This window comes from Streptomyces sp. SAT1 (genome assembly GCF_001654495.1).
GTDB classification, from domain to species: Bacteria; Actinomycetota; Actinomycetes; order Streptomycetales; family Streptomycetaceae; genus Streptomyces; species Streptomyces andamanensis.
Window position 1 is genome coordinate 1420288 of record NZ_CP015849.1, and the last position, 23344, is coordinate 1443631.

At 74.5% G+C, this 23344-nt stretch carries 21 protein-coding genes and 1 pseudogene; 10 read left to right on the forward strand and 12 right to left on the reverse strand.

The window, feature by feature from the left end; translation table 11 throughout:
- Positions 1–51: 51 nt before the first annotated feature.
- Both A8713_RS06210 and A8713_RS06215 read left to right on the forward strand, forming a co-directional pair.
- Positions 52–1008, forward strand: a complete 957-nt coding sequence (locus A8713_RS06210; RefSeq protein ID WP_064531982.1) for an ATP-binding cassette domain-containing protein — start codon at positions 52–54, stop codon at positions 1006–1008.
- On the forward strand, positions 1005–1787 hold the full coding sequence (locus A8713_RS06215; RefSeq protein ID WP_064531984.1) for an ABC transporter permease: 783 nt from the start codon (positions 1005–1007) through the stop codon (positions 1785–1787). The genes A8713_RS06210 and A8713_RS06215 overlap by 4 nt, the downstream gene beginning before the upstream one ends.
- Before the next feature lie 306 nt (positions 1788–2093).
- Here the strand turns inward: A8713_RS06215 and A8713_RS06220 are convergent, their stop codons facing one another.
- Together A8713_RS06220 and A8713_RS06225 are read right to left on the reverse strand one after the other, a co-directional pair.
- Positions 2094–2360, reverse strand: coding sequence for a hypothetical protein (locus tag A8713_RS06220; RefSeq protein ID WP_064531985.1), 267 nt, complete (start codon positions 2358–2360; stop codon positions 2094–2096).
- Between the two features lie 354 nt (positions 2361–2714).
- Entirely contained in the window at positions 2715–3521 is an 807-nt protein-coding gene (locus A8713_RS06225; protein WP_064531987.1) for an SGNH/GDSL hydrolase family protein, read from the reverse strand.
- 339 nt (positions 3522–3860) lie between these two features.
- On the opposite strand from A8713_RS06225, the gene A8713_RS06230 reads away from it, so the two are divergent.
- Complete coding sequence (locus A8713_RS06230) at positions 3861–4955, forward strand: DUF5925 domain-containing protein (protein WP_064531989.1); 1095 nt, start codon at positions 3861–3863, stop codon at positions 4953–4955.
- Positions 4956–5020: 65 nt separating this feature from the next.
- Positions 5021–5800, forward strand: coding sequence for a DUF72 domain-containing protein (locus A8713_RS06235; RefSeq protein WP_064531991.1), 780 nt, complete (start codon positions 5021–5023; stop codon positions 5798–5800).
- 4 nt (positions 5801–5804) lie between these two features.
- Here A8713_RS06235 and A8713_RS06240 read toward each other — a convergent pair whose 3' ends face one another.
- Positions 5805–6173 carry a GntR family transcriptional regulator gene (locus A8713_RS06240; protein ID WP_064531993.1) on the reverse strand — a complete coding sequence of 123 codons (369 nt, stop codon included), beginning with the start codon at positions 6171–6173 and terminating at the stop codon, positions 5805–5807.
- 232 nt (positions 6174–6405) lie between these two features.
- Between A8713_RS06240 and A8713_RS06245 the strand changes: the two genes are divergently transcribed.
- Positions 6406–7335 carry a GNAT family N-acetyltransferase gene (locus A8713_RS06245; RefSeq protein WP_064531995.1) on the forward strand — a complete coding sequence of 310 codons (930 nt, stop codon included), beginning with the start codon at positions 6406–6408 and terminating at the stop codon, positions 7333–7335.
- The gene (locus A8713_RS06250; protein ID WP_064531997.1) at positions 7316–7819 is read left to right on the forward strand and encodes a DUF402 domain-containing protein; all 504 of its coding nucleotides are present in this window, start codon (positions 7316–7318) and stop codon (positions 7817–7819) included. Before A8713_RS06245 ends, A8713_RS06250 begins: the two co-directional genes overlap by 20 nt.
- A gap of 91 nt (positions 7820–7910) precedes the next feature.
- Here the strand turns inward: A8713_RS06250 and A8713_RS06255 are convergent, their stop codons facing one another.
- On the reverse strand, positions 7911–8555 hold the full coding sequence (locus A8713_RS06255) for a class I SAM-dependent methyltransferase (protein WP_173860805.1): 645 nt from the start codon (positions 8553–8555) through the stop codon (positions 7911–7913).
- Positions 8556–8695: 140 nt separating this feature from the next.
- Here A8713_RS06255 and A8713_RS34615 point away from each other — a divergent pair, with 140 nt between their 5' ends.
- Both A8713_RS34615 and A8713_RS06260 read left to right on the forward strand, forming a co-directional pair.
- Positions 8696–8830, forward strand: coding sequence for a hypothetical protein (locus A8713_RS34615; protein ID WP_107440593.1), 135 nt, complete (start codon positions 8696–8698; stop codon positions 8828–8830).
- Between the two features lie 261 nt (positions 8831–9091).
- Positions 9092–10165 carry a lytic polysaccharide monooxygenase auxiliary activity family 9 protein gene (locus tag A8713_RS06260; protein ID WP_064532001.1) on the forward strand — a complete coding sequence of 358 codons (1074 nt, stop codon included), beginning with the start codon at positions 9092–9094 and terminating at the stop codon, positions 10163–10165.
- A gap of 79 nt (positions 10166–10244) precedes the next feature.
- Here A8713_RS06260 and A8713_RS06265 read toward each other — a convergent pair whose 3' ends face one another.
- Together A8713_RS06265 and A8713_RS06270 are read right to left on the reverse strand one after the other, a co-directional pair.
- A complete protein-coding gene (locus A8713_RS06265; protein WP_064532003.1) occupies positions 10245–11105 on the reverse strand; it encodes an esterase/lipase family protein in 861 nt (286 codons plus the stop codon).
- Between the two features lie 186 nt (positions 11106–11291).
- Entirely contained in the window at positions 11292–11738 is a 447-nt protein-coding gene (locus A8713_RS06270) for a MarR family winged helix-turn-helix transcriptional regulator (RefSeq protein WP_064532005.1), read from the reverse strand.
- A gap of 220 nt (positions 11739–11958) precedes the next feature.
- Here A8713_RS06270 and A8713_RS06275 point away from each other — a divergent pair, with 220 nt between their 5' ends.
- Positions 11959–12333 carry a cupin domain-containing protein gene (locus tag A8713_RS06275; RefSeq protein ID WP_064532006.1) on the forward strand — a complete coding sequence of 125 codons (375 nt, stop codon included), beginning with the start codon at positions 11959–11961 and terminating at the stop codon, positions 12331–12333.
- A 116-nt stretch (positions 12334–12449) separates the two neighbouring features.
- Here A8713_RS06275 and A8713_RS06280 read toward each other — a convergent pair whose 3' ends face one another.
- Positions 12450–13424: a DNA polymerase Y family protein gene (locus tag A8713_RS06280; protein ID WP_064532008.1), complete on the reverse strand. Its 975-nt coding sequence runs from the start codon at positions 13422–13424 to the stop codon at positions 12450–12452.
- Positions 13421–17152 (reverse strand): DNA polymerase III subunit alpha, encoded by a 3732-nt coding sequence (locus tag A8713_RS06285; protein WP_064532010.1) that lies wholly within the window; start codon positions 17150–17152, stop codon positions 13421–13423. Before A8713_RS06285 ends, A8713_RS06280 begins: the two co-directional genes overlap by 4 nt.
- A gap of 155 nt (positions 17153–17307) precedes the next feature.
- Here A8713_RS06285 and A8713_RS06290 point away from each other — a divergent pair.
- A pseudogene (locus A8713_RS06290) lies at positions 17308–18330 on the forward strand (DUF3533 domain-containing protein); the annotation flags it as partial.
- Positions 18331–18729: 399 nt separating this feature from the next.
- Here A8713_RS06290 and A8713_RS06295 read toward each other — a convergent pair.
- From A8713_RS06295 to A8713_RS06310, 4 genes are all read right to left on the reverse strand, one after another.
- Positions 18730–19812, reverse strand: a complete 1083-nt coding sequence (locus A8713_RS06295; protein ID WP_079158853.1) for a S1 family peptidase — start codon at positions 19810–19812, stop codon at positions 18730–18732.
- 447 nt (positions 19813–20259) lie between these two features.
- Positions 20260–21162 (reverse strand): S1 family peptidase, encoded by a 903-nt coding sequence (locus A8713_RS06300; RefSeq protein ID WP_064532016.1) that lies wholly within the window; start codon positions 21160–21162, stop codon positions 20260–20262.
- Positions 21163–21407: 245 nt separating this feature from the next.
- Positions 21408–22187, reverse strand: a complete 780-nt coding sequence (locus tag A8713_RS06305) for a DUF1684 domain-containing protein (protein ID WP_064532018.1) — start codon at positions 22185–22187, stop codon at positions 21408–21410.
- Between the two features lie 384 nt (positions 22188–22571).
- A complete protein-coding gene (locus A8713_RS06310; protein ID WP_064532020.1) occupies positions 22572–23333 on the reverse strand; it encodes an amino acid ABC transporter ATP-binding protein in 762 nt (253 codons plus the stop codon).
- Positions 23334–23344 lie beyond the last annotated feature (11 nt).

The following is a 23344-nucleotide window of genomic DNA, read 5'->3' on the forward strand; positions in this document are numbered from 1 at the left end:
GCCCCACCATCGTAGTTACGTACAGCGTACGTAGTGCGCTATGGTCGCCCCATGACGACTACGTACGCTGTACTTAGTGAGGGTCTGGAGAAGCGGTTCGGCGACGTACACGCCGTGCGCGGCCTGGATCTGGCGGTGGCCGAGGGCACGGTCTGCGGGGTGCTCGGGCCGAACGGCGCGGGCAAGACGACGGCCGTACGGCTGCTGACGACACTGCTGCGGCCGGACGCGGGCTCCGCCCGGGTGGCCGGGCACGACCTGGTGCGCGAACCGGCCGCCGTGCGCCGCCGGATCGGGGTGACCGGGCAGGACACGTCCGTCGACGCGGACCTCACCGGACGGCAGAACCTGCGGCTGTTCGCCCGGCTGCACCGGATCCCGGACGCGGCGGCGCGCACCGGCGAGCTGCTGGAGCGGTTCGGTCTCGCCGAGGCCGCCGACCGCACCGCCGCCACCTACTCGGGCGGGATGCGCCGCCGGCTGGACCTCGCGGCCAGCCTGCTGTGCCGGCCCGCCGTGCTCTTCCTGGACGAGCCCACCACCGGCCTCGACCCGGCCAGCCGCAACCAGATCTGGGACGCGGTGCGCGCACTGAAGCGGCGGGGCACGACGGTGGTGCTGACCACCCAGTACCTGGACGAGGCCGACCGGCTGGCCGACGACATCGCCCTGGTGGACCGGGGCCGGGTCGCGCACACCGGATCGCCCGCGCGGCTCAAGGCCCTGATCGGCACGCGCGCCGAGGTCGTGGTGGCGCACCCGGACGAGATGGCGCGGGCGGCGGCCGTCCTGGACCGGCTCACCGGCGCCGAGCCGGTGTTCGACCACGAGCGGGCCGCGGTCGGCGCGGTCGCCACCGACCCCACCCTCACCCTGCCCCGGCTGGTGCGCGAACTGGACGCGGCGGGCGTGCCGCTGCTCGACGCGAGCCTGAGCCCGCCCACCCTGGACGACGTCTTCCTCCGGCTGACCGGAGCCTCCCACGACAGCGAGGAGATCGCGGCATGAGCGCACTGGTGCACGACGGGACGGCGCTGGCGGGCCGGCAGTTGCGCCGGGTCCGCAACAACCCGGGCCTCGCCGTCCTCACCCAGATCATGCCGATCAACATGCTGCTCTTCTTCGGCTACGTCTTCGGCAGCGCGCTGGCCGTGCCCGGCCGCGAGTACCGCGCCTTCCTGGTACCCGGACTGCTCGCGGCGACCGCGGCCGGCGGGATCATGACGGGGATGTTCCAGTCGGCGCAGGACGTCCACCGAGGGGTGCACGACCGGCTGCGCACCATGCCGGTGAGCCGGGCGGCGGTGCCGCTCGGGCAGGCGGTGGCCGACCTCGTCGTCACGGCGGCCGGGACCGTGCCGCTGCTGCTGGTCGGGCTGGCGGTGGGCTGGCGGATCGAGGGGAGCGCGGCCGGGGCGGCGGGCGCCGTCGGACTGCTGCTGCTCTTCCGGTTCGCCTGCACCTGGGTGGGGATCTGGCTGGGGCTGCTCACCCGCAGCGAGGAGGCGGCCGGCCAGCTCGGCGCCGCGACCTTCGTCCTGCCGCTGCTGTCGAACGCGTACATCCCGACCGGGAATCTGGCGCACTGGCTGCGCGTGCTCGCCGAGTGGAACCCGATCAGCGCGCTCACCACCGCGCTGCGCGACCTCTTCGGCAACGGCCCGGTCCCGGAGCACGCCTCCTGGCCGGTGGCCCATCCCGTCGCGGGGACGCTGGCCTGGTGCGCGGTGCTGTTCGCCGTCAGCGCGCCGTCGGCGGTGCGGCGGTACGCGCGCGCCGAGGGCTGAGCAACGGCGGTACGCGCGCGCCGAGGGCTGCGCGACACGGGCCGGGCGGGTCCGGGTGAGGACGGGGTGTCGCCGCGCCGGGCGACAGGAGGCGGGCGGCCGGCTCCCGTGCCGCTCGGGCACGGGAGGCCGGACAGCCGTACGGGGCGCCGCGGCCGTGGGGATGCGGGCGGCATGCGCGCGGCGCCGTACGAAGGCGGTGAGGCGGTCTGCTCGGGACCCGGACGCCGGCCCTGGTGAGGTCGGGCCCGGGAACGTCGGCGGCGCCCTCCGGTGGTGCCGGAGAGGCCGCGGACGGCGGTGTCGCTAGTGCCCGCCGAACAGCGTGCGACGCAGTCGGCGCAGGGGCGCGAACAGCGACACCCGGCGCATCCGCGCACCCCTGCCGGTGCGGTCGTGCGCGGCACGCGTGGTCAGCTCGCGCATCAGCAGCGTCGCCTCGGCGGCCTCCCGCTGCGGGACGGCGGGTCCGCCGAGCACCGCGAGATGGCGGTCGAGGCGCGAGCTGGTCGCGCTGCTTCCGCAGGTGATCGCAGGGACCCTGGCCCTGCTGCGCACTGTTATCTGCTCCATGTCACTCCCCACCCGTACGAGTCCACCCGACCCCGGGCAGGGTAACCCTATCGCCCCGCACGGGCACCCGTGTATCTCGGTCGCAGGATTCACCTTCTGCGTAAGGGTGTTGACGACTACTCTCCGAATCCGACCGGTTCCACGGCGAGTTGGACAACCGGCAGGCAGACGGGCCGGGGCGGTCGGGGCCCCGGCGCACCGTCACGGCGCGTGAGCGGACGGCGGCGCGGGGGCCGGTACCGCTCAAGGGCGTGTCATCAGGTGGCCGGTGCCCGCCTCCAGTGGGGGGAGGCGGGCACCGGGCACCGGCGGCGCGGGACGTGGGCGATCTCACGTGCCCGGCCCCGGCGGGGTTCAGGCGGCGCTGTTCAGCACCGGCAGGTAGCCGCCGGAGTGGCCGGAGGCCGTCGGGTGGTAGGAGTCACCGATGTCGAGCCAGTCGACGCTGTGCAGCCAGGAGTTGCCGGAGCAGATCTCGTGGCCGCTGAAGGTGGTGCGGACGTCGCCGAAGACGAAGCCGTGGTTGGCCGCGGCCTTGGCGATGACGGTGTCGATGCGGTCGGCGGCGTCGTTGATGGCCGAGCGCTTGGTCTCCGAGAGGCCGAGGCAGGTCTGGCCGAGCTTGTAGAAGCGGGGGTAGCCGATGACGACGACCCGCGCGGAGGGCGCCTTGCCGCGGATCACCGAGTAGAGGTTGTCGAGCTTGCCGGGCAGCGTCGAGTCGACGTAGGCCCTGGCGGTCGCGATGCGGGAGAGGCAGTTGCTGTCCGACTGGAGCACACAGGTCGTCATGACGTCGGAGAACCCGGCGTCGTTGCCCCCGATACTGATCGACACCAGGGACGTGCCGGAGTTGAGCGGGCCGAGCTGGCCGGCGAGGACGTCGTCCGTCCGGGCGCCCGAGCAGGCGGTGAAGGAGAACGAGGACGGGTGGTTCGCGGCGCTCCACAGATAGGGGTACGCCTTGGTGCTGCGGTCGCAGTCACCGCTGGAGCTGATGTAACTGCCGGCGCCCACTCCGGAGGAGTAGGAGTCGCCGAGGGCCACATAGCCGCCGGTCGCGGCCGATGGTGCGGCCTGCGCCGTGGCCGTCCCGGTGAGGACGAGACCTACGGTCAGCAGAACTGAGCCGACGTACGCGGCAATTCGGGAACGTCTCATGGAACCTCCCTCTAGCAGCTTCGCTATCGGATCCGTGGTAGCAGCTACGCGCGTCAACTGGAAGTGTCCATGCCAAAGAAATGGTGAACTCACAAGGAATCACGGGGAGTAGGGGTCGGTACGGGCCCCGCGCCATGGCCCGAACGGACCCGCCGGTGCAGCCGGATGACAACCCGTACGGGTTATTGGTCGCGTTGACGGCTCTTCATACGCCTGTACGCCGGTTCCTGACGCCGCGACACGGGATTCCGGCGCATCCGGACCCGGACGGCGGCCGACACGCCCGGCACGGCCGGGAAACGGGGTGCGCGGGGCGGTCCGGTGGCAGATCATGGCCGCATGCCTGCGAACCCGCACGACGCGCTGCCGATCCGGCTCAACGTCGACGACTCCGACTCGCCGTCCGACGTCGTCGACGCGCTGTTCCTCGGCCGCTTCGCGACGGGCGAGCAGCCGTACGCGCACGCGGTCAACATCGACCGGGTCCGCTCCGGTGCCACCCTGCTGCCGGACGGCGCCCGGGTACTGCGCGTGGCCCGCGACGACGACCGCAGCGCGACCCTCGCCGAGGGCGACGGCTGGACCCTGCTGGTCTCCCGCTGGAACCGGGGGGCGGACGTCACGGTCACCGCGACCGACGCCGAACTGGCCCAGCGGATCCTCGGCCAGGCCACGGACGGCGCCGCCGACGAGCCCGAACCCCAGCCGGAGAACGTGGCGATGGGGTTCTGGTACGTCTCCCCGCGGCGCGGCCCGCACCGCACCACCCGGCAGATCTCCGCGGGCACCTGGGACGAGGTCCGGGCCAACTACACGGCGCCGGTCGCGGACGCGATGGACCGCCTGATGAAGACCACCCCCCAGGACATCGCGGGCCGCCTCCTGCTGCTGCACGGCCCGCCGGGCACCGGCAAGACCTCCGCGCTGCGCACCCTGGCCCGCTCCTGGCGGGACTGGTGCCAGGTGGACTGCGTCCTCGACCCCGAGCGCCTGTTCTCCGACGTCGGCTATCTGATGGACATCGCCATCGGCGAGGAGGACGCGGCGGGCAAGGGCCGCTGGCGGCTGCTCCTGCTGGAGGACTGCGACGAGCTGATCCGCGGCGAGGCCAAGCACACCGCGGGCCAGGCGCTCTCACGGCTGCTCAACCTCACCGACGGACTGCTCGGCCAGGGCCGCAACGTCCTGGTCGGGGTGACGACCAACGAGGACCTGGAGCGGCTGCATCCCGCCGTGGTCCGGCCGGGCCGCTGCCTGGCCCGCATCGAGGTGGGCCGGCTGACCCGCCGGGAGGCCGTGGACTGGCTGGGCACCGAGGAGGGCGTCGGCCGCGAGGGAGCGACCCTCGCCGAGCTGTACGCGCTGCGCCGGGGCACCTCCCCGACCGCGCTCCCGGAGCCCCGCGAGGGCGCGGACGCGGGCCTGTACCTGTGACCGGCGCCCGGTGACCGGCGCCGGGTGGAGGGGACAGCGGGGCGCCCCGGTGGTGTGATGGGGCCATGACCCTGTTCGTCGGGACGTCGGGGTGGCAGTACGAGGACTGGCGGGGCGTGCTGTACCCGCCCCGGTGCCCGGTGCGGTGCTGGCTGGAGGAGTACGCGGCGGCGTTCGCCACGGTCGAGGTCAACAACGCCTTCTACCGGCTGCCGTGCCCGGAGACCTTCGCGGCCTGGCGGGAGCGCGTCCCGCCGGACTTCGTCGTCGCGGTCAAGGCGAGCCGCTTCCTCACCCACGTCAAACGCCTCAAGGACCCCACGGAGCCGGTGCACCGCCTGATGACGCACGCCGCGGGCCTCGGCGACCGGCTCGGGCCCGTGCTGCTCCAGCTCCCGCCCACGCTGCGGGGCGACGCCGGGCTGCTCGACGCCTGTCTGTCCTGCTTCCCGCCCGGCACCCGGGTCGCGGTGGAGCCGCGCCACACGTCGTGGTGGACACCGGCGGTGCGCGCCGTGCTGGAGGCGCGGGGCGCCGCCCTGTGCTGGGCCGATGTCCGCGGCCGCCCGGTGACCCCGCTGCGGCCGACGGCCGACTGGGGCTACGTCCGCTTCCACGAGGGCCGCGCGCGGGACCGGCCGCGCTACGGCCGCAGGTCCCTGCGCACCTGGGTGGACCGCGTCGCCACGGCCTGGCCGGACGGCACGGACACGGACGTGTACGCCTACTTCAACAACGACCCGGCCGGGGCGGCGGTGCGGGACGCGGTGGAGTTCGCCCGCGCGGCACGGCACGCGGGGCTGGAGGTGACCCGCACCCCCGGCCGGCTGTCCGTACGCCCCTGACGCGCTACGCCTCGTACGCCGCCCGCAGGGCGTCCCGGACGGCCGCGAGCGCCGCGTCCTCGTCCAGGCCGAGCCGCCGTACGCGCTCCGCGTAGCCCTGCGCGGCGCTCGCCGCCTCCCGGTCGGCGGCGGAGCCCGCCGCGGCCACGAAGGTGCCGTTGCGGCCCCGGGTCTCGATCACCCCGTCCGTCTCCAGCGCCCGGTACGCCTTGGCCACGGTGTTCGCCGCGAGCCCGAGGGACTCGGCCAGCGCCCGCACCGTGGGCAGCCGGTGGCCGACCGGCAGCGCGCCCGACCGGGCCTGCTCGGAGATCTGGGCCCGCACCTGCTCGTAGGGAGGGGCGCCGTCGTGGATGCGGATCTTCAGGGTCACGGGCCGATTGTCGCGCACCCGCGCGCCCCGGGAGGGCAGCCGCCGGAACGGGACCGGACCGGGAGGGCGCGGACGCGGGCGCGGGCGCCGGGGGACGCGGGCGCCGGGGCGGGCTGCTGTCCGCCGCCCCGGGCGGGCCGTCCGCCGGGCGGGTCGTCCGGGGCGGCGGGTCGTCCGGGGCGGCGGAAAATGGGAGGCGGGTGTGCGGGGGCGGCCCGTAGCGTGCGCCTGCATGACCGTGATCGTCCGCGAAATGCGCCCCGACGTGCCCGCAGACCTCGAAGGGTTCGCCCGGGTGCGCCGTCGCGCGCTGCCGTTCGTGCTGTTCACCTCCGAGTCCCTCGCCCACACCGCCACCCGGATGCACCCCGACGCCCACTACCGGCCGCTGGTCGCCGAGGCCGACGGCGAGGTGATCGGCACGGCGCAGGTGCTCCTGTCCCACGACAGCCCGGTGCCCGGACAGGGCAACGTCAACGTGTACGTGGACCCGGCGCACACCGGGCGCGGCGCGGGCGCGCTGCTGGTGCGCACCGCCGAGGAGCACCTGGCCGCCCGCGGCGCGGTGCGGCTGCTCTCCTGGGTGCTGGACACGCCGGACAACCGTGCCTTCGCCGAGCGGCGCGGCTACCGCGGCAGCCGCTCCGCGTACTTCCTGCGCCTGGACCTGGCTGCCGGTGGGCTCCCGCCGCTCCAGGACCCGCCGCCCGGCGTGGAGCTGCGCCGGGGATCCGACTACGCCGCCGACCCGCGCCCCCTGTTCGAGCTGGACGCGGAGACGGCCGCGGACGAACCGGGTGACGTGGCCTCGGACCTGAGCGACTACGCGGCCTGGCTGGAGGAGACCTGGCGCAACCCGCTGCTGAGCCACGACCTGACGTCCGTCGCGGTGGTCGACGGCCGGCCCGCCGCCTTCACCCTCGCCCACACGGACGGCGCCACCCGCTACAGCACGGCGATGACCGGCACCGCCAAGGCGTTCCGCGGCCGGGGCCTGGCCAAGCTCGCCAAGAACGACTCGCTGCACCGCGCCCGCGCGGCCGGCGTCCGGGAGGCGTTCACCGGCAACGACACCGGCAACGAACCGATGATCGCCGTCAACCGGTGGTTCGGCTACGAGGTGTGCGCCACGGAGGTGCGGTATGTCCGCGAACTCGGCTGACGCGCCCGGCACTCCGGTGGACGTCGTCCTCGTCAAGGGCGGCCGGACGAAGATCCGCTACCGGAGCGCGCTGGTGCGCGACGACGGCGTGCGCGTGGTGGTCCGGGCACCCTGGGCGGCCGAGGGCGTACGGGACTTCGGCTTCGTGCGGTTCGAACCGGGCGACGTGTTCACCGAGCACTACTGGCGCGACCGGTGGTACGCGGTCAAGGAGGTCCGCGACGGCGGCGGGCGGCTCAAGGGCTGGTACTGCGACATCACCCGCCCTGCCGTGCTCACCGGCGGTGAGCTGGTCGTGGAGGACCTGGACCTGGACCTGTGGCGTTCGGCGGACGGCACGGGCGTACTGCGCCTGGACGAGGACGAGTTCGCCGCGAGCGGGCTGGCGGAGCGCGACCCGGCGGCGGCCGGCGCCGCCGTGGCCGCCCTCGCCGAACTGGAGCGGCTGGCCCGCGCGGACGGCTTCGCGGCGCTGCTGGACTGAGCCGCCGTACGGGGCCGCGCCCGGCCGCCCGGCCGCCGCGCCGCGGCCCGTCCGACCCGGCGCGCCCATCCGCCGCCCGGTCCTCCACCGGTCACACCGACGCCACCACCGCGTACCGCTCGTCGGTGACGTCCTTGCCCCACAGCCGGGCGTCACCCGAGAGCTGTTCGACGCGGGTGTGCCGCACGAGGGGTGTGAGGAGAGTGAGAAGCCGCTCGTTGGGTATGCCGACGGGCGTGACCGTGCCCCAGACGCCCTCGACCAGGACCAGCCGTCCTGCGGGCTCCAGCAACTCCCGCCAGCGCCGCAGCGCGCGGGCGGGATCCGGCAGCGCCCACAGCACATGGCGGACCAGGACGGCGTCGAAACGGCGCCCGTCCACCGGCGGGTCCGCCGCGTCACCGGTCAGGAACTCCGCGTCGCGGCCGGCGCCGGCGAGCTTGGCGCGGGCCCGCTCCAGCATCGCCGGGGAGCTGTCCACACCGGTCACCCGGTGCCCCTGCCCGGCCGCGAGGAGCGAGAGGCTGCCGGTGCCGCAGCCGAGGTCGAGGATCGCGGCGGGCCGCGGCGGCAGCCAGTCGCGCAGCCGCTCCGCCCAGGCGGCGCGCACCCGCGGATCGCGCAGCCCGTGATCCGGCTCGTCGTCGAAGACGGCCGCCCGCGCGTCCCAGTCCACCGCCGCTCCAGCGGCGCCCCAGGCCGCGGCGTCACGATCGGTCGTCGTGTGTGCACTCATGCGCCCCAGAGTGACACCCGCCACTGACAACCGGATCGTGACAGCCGCCACAGACAGACCCGCACCGATGAGGAACTCTCGCCCGAAAGGTCTACCTCCGTACGAACACGGAACCCGGTAGACCGTCGAAGGAGGCAGCGATGCGCCGTACGACAGTGCAGAAGCCCCTGAGGAAGACGGACAGCCGGCGGATCCGCGAGGAGACCGACGAGCGTCCCGCCGGACGGCCCGAGGTCCGCAAGGACATCGCACGTACCTGGTGGCCGGAGGGGTGACCGGCAGCGCGCACCGCACTCCGCGCGCCGGGACCTGCCCCGCGCGCCACCGCGCACGCCTTCCGCACACCGTGTGTACGCCGTGCGCGCCCTCTGTCTGAGCGCAGTCTCAGCGCTTCCTTAACGCGAGCATAAGGATCCCCTCGTACCGCCCTGATCGGGCGTTCTCCCCGTTCCTCGGGGCTAGTTTCTGAGCACCCCACGGGGTCCGCCCCCGGTGCCGGCACCCGTCAGAAACGACCCGTCGCGAGGAGTCCCCCCATGCCCGCTCGTCCACGCCGCCAGGCCGCCGCGCTCTCCGTCCTGGCGCTGGCGCCGCTCGCCCTGACCGCGCTCGCCGCCGCGCCCGCGTCCGCGCACGGCACCATGGGCGGCCCGGTCAGCCGGGTCTTCCAGTGCTACGCCGAGAACCCGGAGAACCCGACGTCGGCGGCGTGCCGGGCGGCGGTCGCGGCCGGCGGCCCCCAGGCCCTGTACGACTGGAACGGCATCCGGATCGGCGACGTGAACGGCCGGCACCAGGAGCGGATCCCGGACGGCAGGCTGTGCAGTGCGGACGACCCGGAGTTCAAGGGCCTCGACCTGCCCCGAGCGGACTGGCCCGCGACGGCCGTGAAGAGCGGCCCGTACACCTTCAAGTACCGCGTGACCGCCCAGCACAAGGGCACGTTCACCGTGTACCTCACCAAGCCCGGCTACGATCCGGCCGAGCCGCTGGCCTGGTCCGCCCTGGATCTCGCGCACCCGGTGGCCACGGTCACCGACCCGGTGGCCTCGGGCGGCTTCTACACGTTCTCGGGCACGCTCCCCCAGCGCACCGGCAAGCAACTGCTGTACGCGGTCTGGCAGCGTTCGGACAGCCCCGAGGCGTTCTACTCCTGCTCGGACGTCACCTTCGGCGGTGCGGCGAGCGGCAGCGGCGGCGGGAGTGCGGGCGGCTCCGCTGCGGGCGGCACCTCCGCCAAGGCGTCCTCTCCCGCGCCCTCGGCCTCCGCGCCGACCGAGCGGCAGATCCGGGCCGGGGCCGGCCGGTCCACCGTCGAGCACCACGGCCACGGGGACGCCGACGCCCGGACGACGACGGACCCGGCACCCGCGGCCCCGGCCCCGGACGGGAACGGGAACGGGAACGGCGCCACGGGTACCGGCACCGGCACGGACGCGGCTGCGGGCAGCTCCGTGACGGCCGACGGGGCGCGGACCGCGGATCTCGCCGAGACCGGCGGGTCCGGCAGCACCCCGTACGTCGCGATGTGCGGCGCGGCGGCCCTGGCGGCGGGATCGGCGGCGCTGTTCCTCTCGGTCAGGCGGCGGGCGGCCCGCTCCGGCCGCTGAGGCGGCCCGTGGACACGGGGTCCGTCCGGCGGCTCAGGCCGGACGGACCCCGGACCGCGCCCGGCGGGGCTCCCCCGGGTCAGCTGAACACGGAGGCGCAGGTGGTGGCGGTGGCGTGGGCCGGGTCGAGCGCGTTGGCCACCTCGTGGAAGGCGATGCGGTCGACGGTGCCGATGGCGACGTGCTCGGAGAGGTCGAGCGGGCAGAGGTCCTGGAGCAGCACGTTGCGGACGTCGGAGCCGCTCAGGTACTGGGTCCGCCAGGGCGTGGCCACCTCGTCGTACTTGGTGGCGATGACCGTGTAGTGCACGCCGGGCACGGTGTCCCCGCCCTCGTTGAGCCTGGTGACGAAGGGGGACCCGGCGATCTGGTCGGCGAGGCCGGGGGTGGCGGCGGAGATCAGGTCCTTCGCGCCCGGGAAGTACGGCAGCAGGTTGGTCAGACCGCTGAGGGTGGTGCCGTGGCTGTCGGGGGCGATGCCGACGAGGGCGTTCACCTTGGCGGCGCCGCCGAGGAACTTCAGGTAGTAGCGGGGCATCATGCCGCCCTGCGAGTGGCCGACGAGATCGGCCTTGGCCGCTCCGGTGGAGGCGAGCACCTTGTCGACGTAGGCGGACAGCTGCCCGGCCGACCTGTCGATGGGACCGAGGCCGTTGAAGACCGGGACGCCCGGCAGTTGGCCGTAGTCGAGCGAGAAGACGCAGTACCCGCGGGCCGTCAGATAGGGCGCGAGACCGAGCCAGTTGTCGACGGAGTTGCCGAAGGTGCCGTGGACGAGGACGACGGGGCGGGGGTGGGCCGAGGACGGCTTGCAGCCGTAGTCGTTCCAGCCCGAACTGGGGGCGCCGGAGGCGTGGGCCGCGGCGGCCGGGACGAGAGCGACGGCGGCGGCCAGGAACAGGGCGGCCAGGTGTCTGCGGGCGCGCTGGAAGGGCAGCATCGTGTGATCTCCTTGCGGCTCAAGGGAGGTGCGACGGCACTGCGCCCTGTGATCCGGATCACCAGGATGCTGTTCACTCGTCAAGTTACGGACGAGTAGTCGAAGTGTGAAGTTACGCGTCAGTAAAAACTCGCGAGTCCGCTCCGCGCGTCAACTCGTGTGCGAGTGACACGCCATGACGAACCGTCACCAAGACGGTCGGATCGGCCCCGACGGCGCGATCCGCGCCAGCCGCTCCCCCAGCGCGCCCACCTCGTCCTCGCCGAGCACGGCGATCCACCCCCGCACCGCCTCCGCGGCCGACTCCTCCGCCGCGCGGGTGCAGGCCAGCCCCCGCGCGGTCAGCACGATCAGCCGGGCCCGCGCGTCGGCGGGATGGGGGCGCCGCTCCGCGTACCCCTTGCGCACGATCTCGTCGACGAGCTGACTGGCCGCCTGCTTGGTGACCCCGAGATGGGCGGCCAGCTCGGTCACGGTCGCCCCGCCCGGCGCCAGCCGCGCGAACGCGAAACCGTGCGCGGGCCGCAGCCCCTCGAACCCGCGGGCGGCGACGCCGTCATGGATGCGCTGGGTCAGCCGGCCGGCGACGGCGAGCAGGGCGGCGGAGAGGGCCATGGCCTCGGAGCTGTGCACGGGGACATTGAAGCACCGCCCCCATGGTCAAGGCGCCTGACCACTCGGTCAGACGCCTTGACCATGCGATCAGGCGGCTTGACCACTTACTCAGACAAGCGACTTGACTATATGGTCAAGCTGCTTGACTATAAAGCCATCCACCCCGGGCCACCCGGCCCCCGCCCGAGCCGCCCGAGCCTCCCGTCGAGCGGTTCACCCACCCCCGAAGGAGACCCCCATGCCCGTCGTCCACCCGTCCGAAGCCACGACCCACGAGATCCACGGCGCCCGTTTCGTCTCGTACGCCACCCCGCGCACCGGCGCCGGGGAGCTGTGCGCCTGGCGCGCCGAGATCCCCGCGGGCACCAGGGCGCCCGCCCACACCGTCGACCGCGAGGAGATCCTCCACCTGCTCGACGGCGAACTCCTGGTCACGCTCGACGACCGCACCGAGCGCGTCACCGCGGGCGACACCGTGATCGTCAACGCCGGGGCGACCTTCACCGTGGAGAACCCCACGGACCGCACCGCGGTCTCCTGGGTCACCACGTCCGTCGGCCTGACGGCCCGTCTCGCGGACGGCACCGTCCTCACCCCGCCGTGGGCCAACTAGACCGGGTGGAAAGAACGGACCAGACAGAACAGACAGGCTGAACAGGCCGGTCCGGCCGGACCGGCTGGACCGGACAGCGGAGGGGCGGGGCCTCGGGCAGCCGGAAGGCCGCTCGTTCAGGCGGCCAGGGTCCCCGGGATCACCGCGCGCGGCCCGAACCGGGCCCGCGCGCGGTCCGCGACCTCCTCGATACGGCGGACCTTCTCGTCCATGGGATCGAAGGTGAGCTGGTGGGAGGCGTGCCCGGCGTCGCCGAGCCCCTCCGCGCGCAGGACGAGCGCGCGGACCCGGGCGCGCTGGAGGCCCAGGGCCTCGTACAGGGCGTACGCGGTCCCGGTCAGCGCCGCCGAGTGGGCGGTCGGTTCGGCGAGCGTGCGGCCACGGACGGTGGCCGACCGGTCGGCGTAGCGCACGGTGAGGGTCAGGGAGCGGCAGACCTTGCCGAGGGCGCGCAGCCGGCCGCCCAGTTCCCCGGCCGCCGACAGCAGCGCCGCGCGGTGCCGGCCGGGGTCCAGTTCGTCGCGGTCGAAGGGGCGTTCGGCGAGCAGGGACCGCTCGACGGCGCCCGGGACGACCCGGCCGCGGTCGACGCCGTTCGCCCGGTCGCGCAGTTCGCGTCCCGCCTTCGCGCCGATCAGGCGCTGGAGCGTCGGCAGGGGCGCGGCGGCGACCAGGCCCAGGGTGTCCAGGCCGTACTCGCCCAGGGTGCGGGCCGTCGCCCGGCCCGCGCCGGGCAGCGCGGTGACGGGCCGGTGGGCCAAGAACTCCGCGGCGGCGGCCGGTTCGGCGGGCGCGGCGCAGGGCGCCCCGGGCCGGGCGTCCCCCAGCGCCACACGGGCCAGCATCGGGCCCGGCCCGGCGCCGATCACGCAGTCGACGCCGAACCGCGCGAGCGCGCGGACCCGGATCACCGCCGCGAGTGCGACCGCGTCGCGCCCGAAGTACCGTTCGGCGCCCCGCAGATCGGCCAGCGCGCCGTCCGGCGGCAGCGCCTCGACCACGGGGGTGAACTCCTCCAGCAGCCCGAGCAGTCCGGGCAGGGCCGCCTCGTACATCGGCGGCAGCTGGAAACGTACGCAGAGGATGGTCATCCCGCGCTCCCTGGACTCTGGTGCCACAACTTCCTTCCGTTGGCGGGCCCTTCTCCCGCCGGGCGCAGATCCGCCCATGGATGCATCTCGTAGCCGGTGGACATGCGGATGCGGCGCCCGCGCGCGGCCTCCATCGGGTCCTGGGCGGCGGAACCGGCGGGCGCGGGCCGCCCGTCCGAGCCGGCGAGCCGGGCCCGCCGCCCGCCGCCGCGGCCCTCACGGTCCCCGCGGTCACCGCCGTCGCCTCCCCCGGATCCGTCGTCCGGGCCGTCCCCGTCCGCGGCCGCCTCCGGAGGCCCGCCGGGGCGGGCCAGGCGGGCCGCCACCTCCTCCAGGCCGCCCTCGGCGCGCAGTTCGGCCAGTTCGGCGAGGTTCCAGGCGGCGGCGCCCACCACGCTGAGGCTGCGCGGGCCGCGCCGCTGCACCACTCCCCGCACCAGCAGCAGCCAGGAGTGGAAGACGGTGTGCGCGCAGGCGTCGTGGGAGTCGTCGAAGAAGGCGAGGTCGACCAGGCCGGTGCCGTCGTCGAGGGTGGTGAAGATGACCCGCCTGCCGGACCGGACCGGCGGGGTCTGGGTGGCCGCCTTGGCGCCCGCGACCAGCACCGTCTCCCCGTGCCGCGCCGTACGCAGCCGGCGCGCGGAGACCACGCCCAGTTCGTCGAGGAACGCCCGGTGGTCGTCCATCAGATTGCGGGAGGCGTCCATGGACAGCACGCCCAGTTCGGCGCTGAGCCTCTCGGCGTCGGACAGGTCGGGCAGCCCGGCGGTGGCCGTGTCCTTCCCTCCGGCCAGGGGGAGCTGACCGCCGCCCGCGCCCCGGGCGCCCCGGTGCAGCTCGGTCAGGTGCAGTTGCAGGTCGCGGCGGTTGGCACCGAACGCGTCCAGCGCGCCCACCTGGGCGAGCCGTCCGGCGACCGGGCGGCTCGGGCGGGCCCGTTCCCAGAAGTCGAGCAGCGAGGCGTACGGCTGTCCGTCCGCGATCCGCGCCGCCTCGGCCTCGCTGATGCCGAGCACGTCGGAGAGGGCCAGCCGCAGCCCCCACGTACCGGCACCTTCAGGGCCTTCGGCCTTTTCAGGTGCTTTACCGGCTTTGCCCCTCTTTGCGTCAGACACCAGTTCGATACGGTGGGCGACTCCCGACCGGTTCACGTCCAGCGGCAGGATCGGCACCCCGCGCCGCCGCGCGTCCGCCAGCAGCAGCCGCTTCGGGTACATGCCGGGGTCGTGGGTGAGCAGCCCGGCGTAGAAGGCGGCCGGATGGTGGGCCTTCAGCCACGCCGACTGGTAGGTGGGCACGGCGAAGGCCACCGCGTGCGCCTTGCAGAAGCCGTACGAACCGAACGCCTCGACGATCTCCCAGGTGCGCTGAATCGTTTCTGCGCTGTATCCCCGCGTCGCCGCGTGCTGGGCGAACCACACCCTGATCCGCCCCTGCGACTCCGGGTCGGACAGCCCGCGCCGCACCCGGTCCGCCTCGTCGCGCCCGCAGCCGGTCATGAGGTGCACGATGTGGATGATCTGCTCGTGGAAGACGACGACGCCGTACGTCTCCGCCAGCGGTCCGGCCAGGTCCGGGTGCGGATAGCGCACCGGCGCCCGGCCGTGCCGGGCCTCGATGAACGGCCGCACCATGTCGGCGGCGACCGGGCCGGGCCGGAAGAGGGAGATGTCGACCACGAGGTCGTGGAAGTCGGCGGGCTGGAGCCGGCCGACCAGGTCGCGCTGGCCCGGGGACTCGATCTGGAAGCAGCCGAGGGTCTCGGCGGAGCGGATGAGCCGGTACGTCGCCGGATCGCCCGGCGGCACGGAGTCCAGGTCGACCCGCTCCCCCGTCGTCCGCTCCACCTCGGCGAGAGCGTGCGCCATCGCCGACTGCATCCGCACGCCCAGCACATCCAGCTTGAGCAGCCCGAGGTCCTCCACGTCCTCCTTGTCGAACTGGGACATGGGCAGCCCCTCGCCGCTGGTGGGCACGACCGGCGTCCGGGCGAGCAGGGAGGCGTCGGACAGCAGGACCCCGCAGGGGTGCATGGCGACCCCGCGCGGCAGCGCGTCCAGCGCCTCGACCAGCTCCCACAGCCTGCCGTACCGCTCCTTCCGCCCCGCCAGCGCCCGCAGTTCGGGCAGTTCCTCCAGGGCCGCGCGGGCGTCGCGGGCGCGGATGTGCGGGAAGGACTTGGCGACCCGGTCGATCTCGGCGGGGTCCATGGACAGGGCCGCGCCCACGTCGCGGATCGCGTGGCGCACCCGGTACGTCTCCGGCATGGCGACCGTCGCCACCCGCTCCGCGCCGAACCGGCCGATGATCTTCCGGTAGACCTCAAGACGGCGCGCGGACTCCACGTCGATGTCGATGTCGGGCAGCACGAACCGCCGCCGGGACAGGAAGCGTTCCATCAGCAGCCCGTGCTCGACCGGGTCGGCGTGGGCGATGCCGAGGAGGTGGTTGACGAGGGAGCCCGCCCCGGAACCGCGCGCGGCGACCCGGATGCCCATCTCCCGTACGTCGTCCACCACCTGGGCGACGGTGAGGAAGTAGGAGGCGTAGCCGTGGTACGCGATGACGTCCAGTTCCTCGTGCATCCGCGCCCAGTACGCGCGCCGTCCGGCGTAGCCGCGCCGCACCATGCCCGCCGCCGCCCGGGAGGCCAGCGCGCGCTGGGCGGTGCGGCGCCCGGCGCCGACGAGGTGCGGCTCGGGGAAGTGGACCGCGCCCATGCCGAGGTCGTCCTCCGGGTCGACCAGGCACTCGGCGGCCGCCGCCCGGGTCTGCTCCAGCAGCCGGTGGGCGGTGTCGCGCCGGAACCCGGCGGCCTCCACGATCCTCTCGGCCGCCTCCAGCATGGCGCCGGGTCCCTTCAGCCACGCCTCGCCGGAGTCCCGCTCCCCGGTGGCGCCGAGGGGGACCAGGCGGCGGGCGGCGTCCAGGACGTCGGCGACCGGGCCCTGGCCCGGGTCGGCGTAACGGGCGGCGTTGCTGAGCACGGGCCGGACCCGCTGCTCGGCGGCGAAGCCGACGGTCCGGGCGGCCAGCCGCAGGGAGCCGGGGCCGGTGCCCGTGCGGCCGTGCCAGACGGCCTCCAGGCGCAGGGCGTCGCCGTAGACCTCGCGCCAGGGGACCAGGAGCCGTGCGGCCCGGTCGGGGCGGCCGGCGGCCAGCGCCCGGCCGACGTCGGAACCGGGTCCGAGCAGCACGGTCAGACCGTCGCCGTGGTTGCCGGACCAGGGCAGCAGGGGGGTGTCCGAGGGCGCGGCGTGGGCGGCGGTGACCAGCCGGCACAGGTCGGCCCAGCCGCGGGCGCCGTCCCGGGCGAGGAAGGTGACCCGCGGAGTCGACTCGTCGACGAAGGCACCGCCGCGCACCGGTGCCCGGCGCCGCTCCGGCCGCGGTCCCCCGCCGGGCCACCCCGGACCGCCCTGCCCCGCGGGCCCGCCGCCGCGTACGGACCCGTCGCGGCGTACGGATCCGCCATGCCGTACGACCCCGTCCCCGCGTACGGACGCGTCGGGCCCGGCCACCGCCAGTTCCGCGCCGAACAGCGGGCGGACGCCCGCCGCCGCACAGGCCTTGGCGAAGCGGACCGTACCGGCGAGGGTGTCGCGGTCGGTGAGGGCGAGGGCGTCCATGCCCCGCTCGGCGGCGCGCTCGGCCAGCCGCTCCGGGTGCGAGGCGCCGTAGCGCAGGGAGAACCCGGAGACGGTGTGCAGATGCGTGAAACCCGGCATCCGCACCTCCCGCGGTCGTGGGCCCGTACACACAGGCTTTCGAACATCAGTTCACTACTCGCCCTCCACCATAAACCAATTCCCGAACATCTGTGCGACGCCCGTTCGGGCGCCTCCCACCTGCGCGAACACCCGCCGGACCGCAGCGTGAGACCATGACCCACCCGCACGCCCGCCGGCCCCGCCACTCCTTCGTCCAGGAGGTCAAGGACGCCGTCACCCCGCGGGCCACGCTGCTCGTGGTCGGGGTGCTGGCGCTCCAGCTGCTGTTCATCGCCTCCTACGTGGGCGCGCTGCACCACCCGAAGCCCAAGGACGTGCCCTTCGCCGTCGCGGCGCCCGGGGCGGCGGCCGGGCAGACGGTCGCCAGGCTGCGGCAGCTGCCCGGCTCGCCCCTGGACCCGCGCGCGGTGGCCGACGAGGCGGCGGCCCGCCGGCAGATCCTGGACCGGGACGTCGACGGCGCCCTGGTCGTCTCCCCGGGCGGCACCACCGACACCCTGCTGGTCGCCACCGGCGGCGGCACCATCCTCGCCACCAGCCTGGAGCGGATCGTCGGGCCCGTGGAGCAGGCCCAGCACCGGACGGTGCGGACGGTGGACGTGGCACCGGCCTCCACCGGCGACTTCAACGGCCTGTCCTCCTTCTACCTGGTCGTGGGCTGGTGCGTCGGCGGCTATCTGTGCGCCTCGATCCTCGCGATCAGCACCGGGGCGCGCCCCGCCAACCTGCGGCGCGCGGCGATCCGGCTGGGCGCCATGGCCTTCGTCGCGGCCGTCGGCGGGCTCGGCGGCGCGGTCATCGTGGGGCCGGTCCTGGGCGCGCTGCCGGGCGGTGTCGCGGCCCTGTGGGGCCTGGGGGCACTGATCACCTTCGCCGTGGGCGCCGCCACCCTCGCCCTCCAGGGGGTCTTCGGCGTCATCGGCATCGGCCTGGCCATCCTGCTGGTGGTGATCGCGGGCAACCCGAGCGCGGGCGGCGCCTTCCCGCTGCCGCTGCTGCCCCCGTTCTGGAAGACGATCGGGCCCGCGCTGCCGCCGGGCGCGGGGACCTGGGCGGCCCGCTCGATCGCGTACTTCCGGAGCAACGCCCTGACCGGCGCGCTGCTGGTGCTGGGGGCGTGGGCGGCGGCGGGGGTGGTGGTCACCCTGCTGGCCTCGGGGCAGCGGCGCGGACGCGGCGGCGGCGCCGTCGGAGCGGCGTGGAAGGACTCCCCGGACCCGGTGGCCGGGACGGCCGCGACGGCCGCCGCAGGAGCGGCCACCGCCGGGGCGGCCGGGCACGGCGGCTCCCCGCAGGCGGGCGGCGCCGCGCCCGCCGGCTCCTCCGCACCCGCGCCGCCCGTGAACGACACCTTCACCGACCCGGGCCCCGCCGCCTCCGGGCCGGATCCCGGCACCGGCCCCCGTACGGACGCCGCCGCCCAGGGCCCTGCCCCGGGCCCTGCCCCCGAAGCGGCCCCGGACACCGGCACGGACCCGGGCGCGGACCCGGGCGCGGACGCCTAGGAGCCCCGTCCTCTCGCGCGCGAGGACGGGGCTCCGCCGGATCCCGTGGGGGGATGGGGCGAGGTGGGGTCAGCCGATCTCGGCGCCGGTCGCCGACAGTGCCTCGGTGACCGGCTGGAAGAAGGTCTCGCCGCCGGAGGAGCAGTCACCGCTGCCGCCGGAGGTCAGACCGAGCGCGGTGTCGCCGTCGAACAGCGAACCGCCGCTGTCCCCGGGCTCGGCGCACACATCGGTCTGGATGAGGCCGCTGACGGTGCCCTCGGAGTAGTTCACCGTGGCGTCCAGACCGGTGACCGTGCCGGTGTGGACGTGGGTCGTCGAGCCGCTGCGGGTCACCTGCTCGCCGACGGTCGCCTCGCCCGCCTTGGTGATCGGCTGCGTGGACCCGTCGTAGAGGTCGACCGCGCTGGGATGGTCGACGGAGGCCGTGTACTTCACCAGGCCGAAGTCGTCCCCGGGGAAGCTGGAGCGCTCGTTGCTGCCGATCACGGTGCCGTCGGCGTCCGACCAGGTGGAGATGGCCTCGGTGCAGTGGCCCGCGGTGAGGAAGTACGGCTGCCCGTCCTTGACCACGTTGAACCCGAGCGAACAGCGCCCGCCCGATCCGGTGATGGCGTCACCGCCCGCGACGAAGGGCTTGAACTCCCCCTTCGACCGCTTGAGTTCGGCCTTGTCGCCCAGGCCCGCGACGACCTTGGACAGCTTCGCCCAGGCGGCCGGGGAGACCGTTCTGTCGGCGGTGACCGCGACCTTGCCGCTGACGGGGTCGGTCGACCACGAGGTGCCCGGTATGGTCGCCCGCTTCGCCAGCGTCGTACGGGCGCCGTCCAGTTCGGCGAGGGTGTGCGCGACGACTCTGGCCCTGGCCCCCGCCCGCTCGACGGTCCGCGCCGCGGCCTTGTCGAGCACGTTGACCACGAGGTGACCGGAGCGGGCGTCGTAGTACACGCCCGCCGTGCGGTCGGTCCCGAGGTCCTTGACCAGGGTCGAGGCGAGTTTTCCGGCCGTGGGGGCCGACAGCGCGCGGGCCGTGGGGGCGGCGTCCGGCTCACTGGCGTTCGCACTCTGGAAAGTGACTCCGGCGACGACGAGTGCGGCGATGCCCGCGGTCGCCATGGTCGCCCGGCGCGCGGGTATGCGTCGATGCTTCAACTGACGTCCTCCTGTGGGGGGATCGGCCCGCGAGGTTGTGGGGACCTCAGCGGGCCGGAAGGCGGTTGAACGGCGCCTACTATTCCGAGGCCCGCAGGGAGCACACAAGGTCGAGTTCTGGACGCGCGTACGCCAACCGGCGTACGCCCCTTGCGGCTTGAGCGCCCGAGGTCGGGACGCCCCCGTTCACTCTGCAAACACTACGAGCGAGTAACCTGTCGGCGCTCTGTGAGGTCTACTCCTGTCCGGATCTCGCCCTTGCCGCGCCGGAACCGGAACCCGTGCGGCCGGGACCGTTCGACCCGCCCCACGGGCTTACGGCCCCGGACGGCCGGCGCGGCCCGGACGGACGACGGCCCCCGCACGCGAACTCGCGTGCGGGGGCCGCCTGTTCCGGCCGGTGGGGGACGGCCGGGATCGCCCGGAAGGGACGGAGGAGGGACGGGGTCAGTACACGTGGACCCCGTAGGCGCTCAGCGCCTCGGTGACCGGCTGGAAGAAGGTCGTACCGCCGGAGGAGCAGTCGCCGCTGCCGCCGGAGGTCAGGCCGTAGGCCGTGCTGCCGCCGTACAACGGGCCGCCGGAGTCGCCGGGTTCGGCGCAGACCGTGGTCTGGATCAGACCGGAGACGATGTCACCGCCGCCGTAGTTGACCTGCGCGTTGAGCGCGGTGACCCGGCCGCTGTGCGTGCCGGTCGTGGAGCCGCGGCGGTACACGGTGGTCCCCACGGAGGGCGTGGCGGCGCTCGTGATGTCCTGGCTGCCCACGGCGCCCGACTTGGTCACCGAGCTGTTGGTGTAGCGCACGATGCCGTAGTCGTTGCCGGGGAAGGAGGACCCGGCGGTGGTGCCGAGGGTGGTCGAGTGCGAGGAGTCCGACCACCAGGTGCCCGCGCCGTCGGTGCAGTGACCGGCGGTCAGGAAGTAGTAGTTCCCGCTGGCGTCCTGGACGTTGAAGCCCAGCGAGCAGCGCCAGCCGCTGGCGTAGATGGCGTCGCCGCCGGAGATCAGCTTCCTGAACCTGCCCGGGGTGTGCTTGATGGTCAGGGCCCCGGAGTCGGCCCCGGCGCGCTGTTTGATCCTGTTGATGTCGGCCTGGGAGACCGTGCTGTCGGCGGTGACGACGACCCGGTTGGTCGTACTGTCGACGGCCCAGGCGGTGCCCGGGACATCGGCCTTGAGCACCGAGTCGCTCACGCTGGTGAGCTGTGCGGCGCTGAAGGTGCTGGTGTCGGACGCGTTCGCGCTGGGGACCGCGAACGCGGCGGCGGCCACGAGTCCGGCGGCGACGGCCACCAGCCGGGTCTGTCTCGTGACGACGGTGCGGGGGGAAGTGCGCTTGATCCTCACTTTTCGTTCCTCCACAAAGGAAGTCGGGGGCCCGCGTGGGGTCGGGGCCCGTGAGGCGCAGAGCCGGGGGCGGTGGTCCGGGTTCCAGACACGTTGTGCCCCTGACAAGCGCTGTGGGGGAGTATTCGGCCGAACGGCCGGTCGGCGCAAGAGTGCCTTTCGGCCGTGCGACTGTGTGCGATTCGAGTGGACTGTGTGCGGTCCGGGTGGATTGACGACAGGTCAGCCGCCAGGGTGCCGGGGCCTCAGCGCAGGGCGCGCTCCCCCGCGGGTATCGCGAGGTCCAGCGTGTTGCCCGGCGGCGGGAACGGGCAGATGAAGTGGTCGGCGAACGCGCACGGCGGCAGCTCGGCGCGGTTGAGGTCGACCGTGGTGCGTCCTTCGGCGTCCGGGGCCTGCGGATACAGGAAACGGAAGCGGAAGCTGCTGTCCCCGCTGGTGGCGTCGGCGAACACCGCCCACAGCCCGCCGTCCGGCCGCCGGGCGGCCTGGAGCGTCAGCTCCCGCCCCTCCAGGGTGAACGCCAGCTCCCCGGCGAGGGCGAGGCCGCGCTCACGCCCGTCCGCGTTCGGCACGCGTACGGTACGGCTCTCCTCGTACGGGGTGAAACGCCCCGGCACCGACCAGCGCGGGTCGTGGGCGGTGGCCTCGATGCCGCGGAACGCCCGCCGGGCCGCGGAGTCCGGGTCGTAGTCCCGTACCCCCCAGGCGCCTTCGCGGACGAGCACGACCAGCCGGCGCTCCCCCCGCGCCACCCGCGCGTCCGCCGGCGCCGCGGTGTCGGCGCCGAGCCGCACCCGCCCGGCGAAGGGCCGGCCGTCGACGGTCAGTCCGTCCGCCTCGACGGCGTCGAGCACCACCGCGTCGCCGTCGGCCGCCCAGCTCCCGGGGACGCCCGGGAGCAGACCGCCCGGGTGGTCCTCCAGCCAGTGCGTGCCGGTCAGCGCGAGCGGCCCGTAGGGCGCCGACACCGATGCGGTGCGGTCCTCGTGCCACTGCTTCCAGCGGTCGGATGCGTCCGTCATGTGATCAACCCTTCCATGTGCGGCCGTGCGGCCAAACCGAGGTGCGGGCGCCGTGCGGCGGCCCGCTCCCGTGTGCGGTACGCGCTCCCGCGCCGGGCGGGACGGGGGCGCGCGAGGTGTTCTGCCGTACGAACACCAGGAGTTGGCGCGGGGCTTGCGGGTTCCCGGCGCCGCCGGGGCCGATGCCCGTCGCGCGTCCGGTGCCGGACTCGGCACGGGTGCGGACCCGGGCGCGGGCGCACCCCGGGCGCCCGCCCGCGCCCCCGGAGCCCTCGGCCCGCGCCCGAATCCCCCGCCCGGACGACGACCGGATGGCCCAGCTCCCCCGGCCGTGCGCCGCGACCGCCGCGGCCGGGTCGGCGCCGGGTCACGGCACCCGCCGGCTCACAGCACCTTGGACAGGAACGCCCGTGTCCGTTCGTGCCGCGGCCGGTCGAGGACCTCGGCGGGCGGCCCCTGCTCGACGATCCGCCCGTCGTCCATGAACACCACCGTGTCGGCGACCTCCCGCGCGAAGCCGATCTCATGGGTGACGACGATCATGGTGGTGCCCTGCCGGGCCAGGTCCTTGATGACGTCGAGGACCTCGCCGACCAGTTCCGGGTCGAGCGCGGAGGTGGGCTCGTCGAAGAGCAGCAGCCGGGGTTCCAGGGCCAGCGCGCGGGCGATGGCCACCCGCTGCTGCTGGCCGCCGGAGAGCCGGCCCGGGTACGCGTCCGCCTTGTCGGCGAGGCCCACCCGCTCCAGCAGCCGCAGCGCGGCGACCACGGCGTCCGCGCGGGGCCGCTTCAGCGCGGCGACCGGCGCCTCGACGATGTTCTCCAGCACCGTCAGATGCGGGAAGAGATGGAAGTTCTGGAAGACGAAGCCGATCCGGGTGCGCTGCCGGAGCACTTCGCGCTCGGGCAGTTCGTGCAGCGTGTCGCCCGAGCGCCGGTAGCCGACGAGGGTGCCGTCGACGCTGATCGCGCCCCGGTCCACCTTCTCCAGGTGGTTGATGGTGCGCAGCAGCGTCGACTTGCCCGAGCCGGAGGGGCCGAGGATCACGGTGACCTGACCGGTGTCCACCTCCAGGTCGATGCCTTTGAGTACTTCCAGCGAGCCGAAGCTCTTGTGGACGGACCTGATGTCGACCATGACGCTCATCGCGGGTTCCT

What these genes read in the sequence shown, in the direction of transcription:
- A8713_RS06210 (WP_064531982.1), top strand. Translation starts at nt 52, where the DNA reads ATGACGACTACGTACGCTGTACTTAGTGAGGGTCTGGAGAAGCGGTTC.
- A8713_RS06215 (WP_064531984.1), top strand. Translation starts at nt 1,005, where the DNA reads ATGAGCGCACTGGTGCACGACGGGACGGCGCTGGCGGGCCGGCAGTTG.
- A8713_RS06220 (WP_064531985.1), bottom strand. Translation starts at nt 2,360, where the DNA reads ATGGAGCAGATAACAGTGCGCAGCAGGGCCAGGGTCCCTGCGATCACC.
- A8713_RS06225 (WP_064531987.1), bottom strand. Translation starts at nt 3,521, where the DNA reads ATGAGACGTTCCCGAATTGCCGCGTACGTCGGCTCAGTTCTGCTGACC.
- A8713_RS06230 (WP_064531989.1), top strand. Translation starts at nt 3,861, where the DNA reads ATGCCTGCGAACCCGCACGACGCGCTGCCGATCCGGCTCAACGTCGAC.
- A8713_RS06235 (WP_064531991.1), top strand. Translation starts at nt 5,021, where the DNA reads ATGACCCTGTTCGTCGGGACGTCGGGGTGGCAGTACGAGGACTGGCGG.
- A8713_RS06245 (WP_064531995.1), top strand. Translation starts at nt 6,406, where the DNA reads ATGACCGTGATCGTCCGCGAAATGCGCCCCGACGTGCCCGCAGACCTC.
- A8713_RS06250 (WP_064531997.1), top strand. Translation starts at nt 7,316, where the DNA reads ATGTCCGCGAACTCGGCTGACGCGCCCGGCACTCCGGTGGACGTCGTC.
- A8713_RS06255 (WP_173860805.1), bottom strand. Translation starts at nt 8,555, where the DNA reads ATGAGTGCACACACGACGACCGATCGTGACGCCGCGGCCTGGGGCGCC.
- A8713_RS34615 (WP_107440593.1), top strand. Translation starts at nt 8,696, where the DNA reads ATGCGCCGTACGACAGTGCAGAAGCCCCTGAGGAAGACGGACAGCCGG.
- A8713_RS06260 (WP_064532001.1), top strand. Translation starts at nt 9,092, where the DNA reads ATGCCCGCTCGTCCACGCCGCCAGGCCGCCGCGCTCTCCGTCCTGGCG.
- A8713_RS06265 (WP_064532003.1), bottom strand. Translation starts at nt 11,105, where the DNA reads ATGCTGCCCTTCCAGCGCGCCCGCAGACACCTGGCCGCCCTGTTCCTG.
- A8713_RS06275 (WP_064532006.1), top strand. Translation starts at nt 11,959, where the DNA reads ATGCCCGTCGTCCACCCGTCCGAAGCCACGACCCACGAGATCCACGGC.
- A8713_RS06280 (WP_064532008.1), bottom strand. Translation starts at nt 13,424, where the DNA reads ATGACCATCCTCTGCGTACGTTTCCAGCTGCCGCCGATGTACGAGGCG.
- A8713_RS06285 (WP_064532010.1), bottom strand. Translation starts at nt 17,152, where the DNA reads ATGCCGGGTTTCACGCATCTGCACACCGTCTCCGGGTTCTCCCTGCGC.
- A8713_RS06305 (WP_064532018.1), bottom strand. Translation starts at nt 22,187, where the DNA reads ATGACGGACGCATCCGACCGCTGGAAGCAGTGGCACGAGGACCGCACC.
- A8713_RS06310 (WP_064532020.1), bottom strand. Translation starts at nt 23,333, where the DNA reads ATGAGCGTCATGGTCGACATCAGGTCCGTCCACAAGAGCTTCGGCTCG.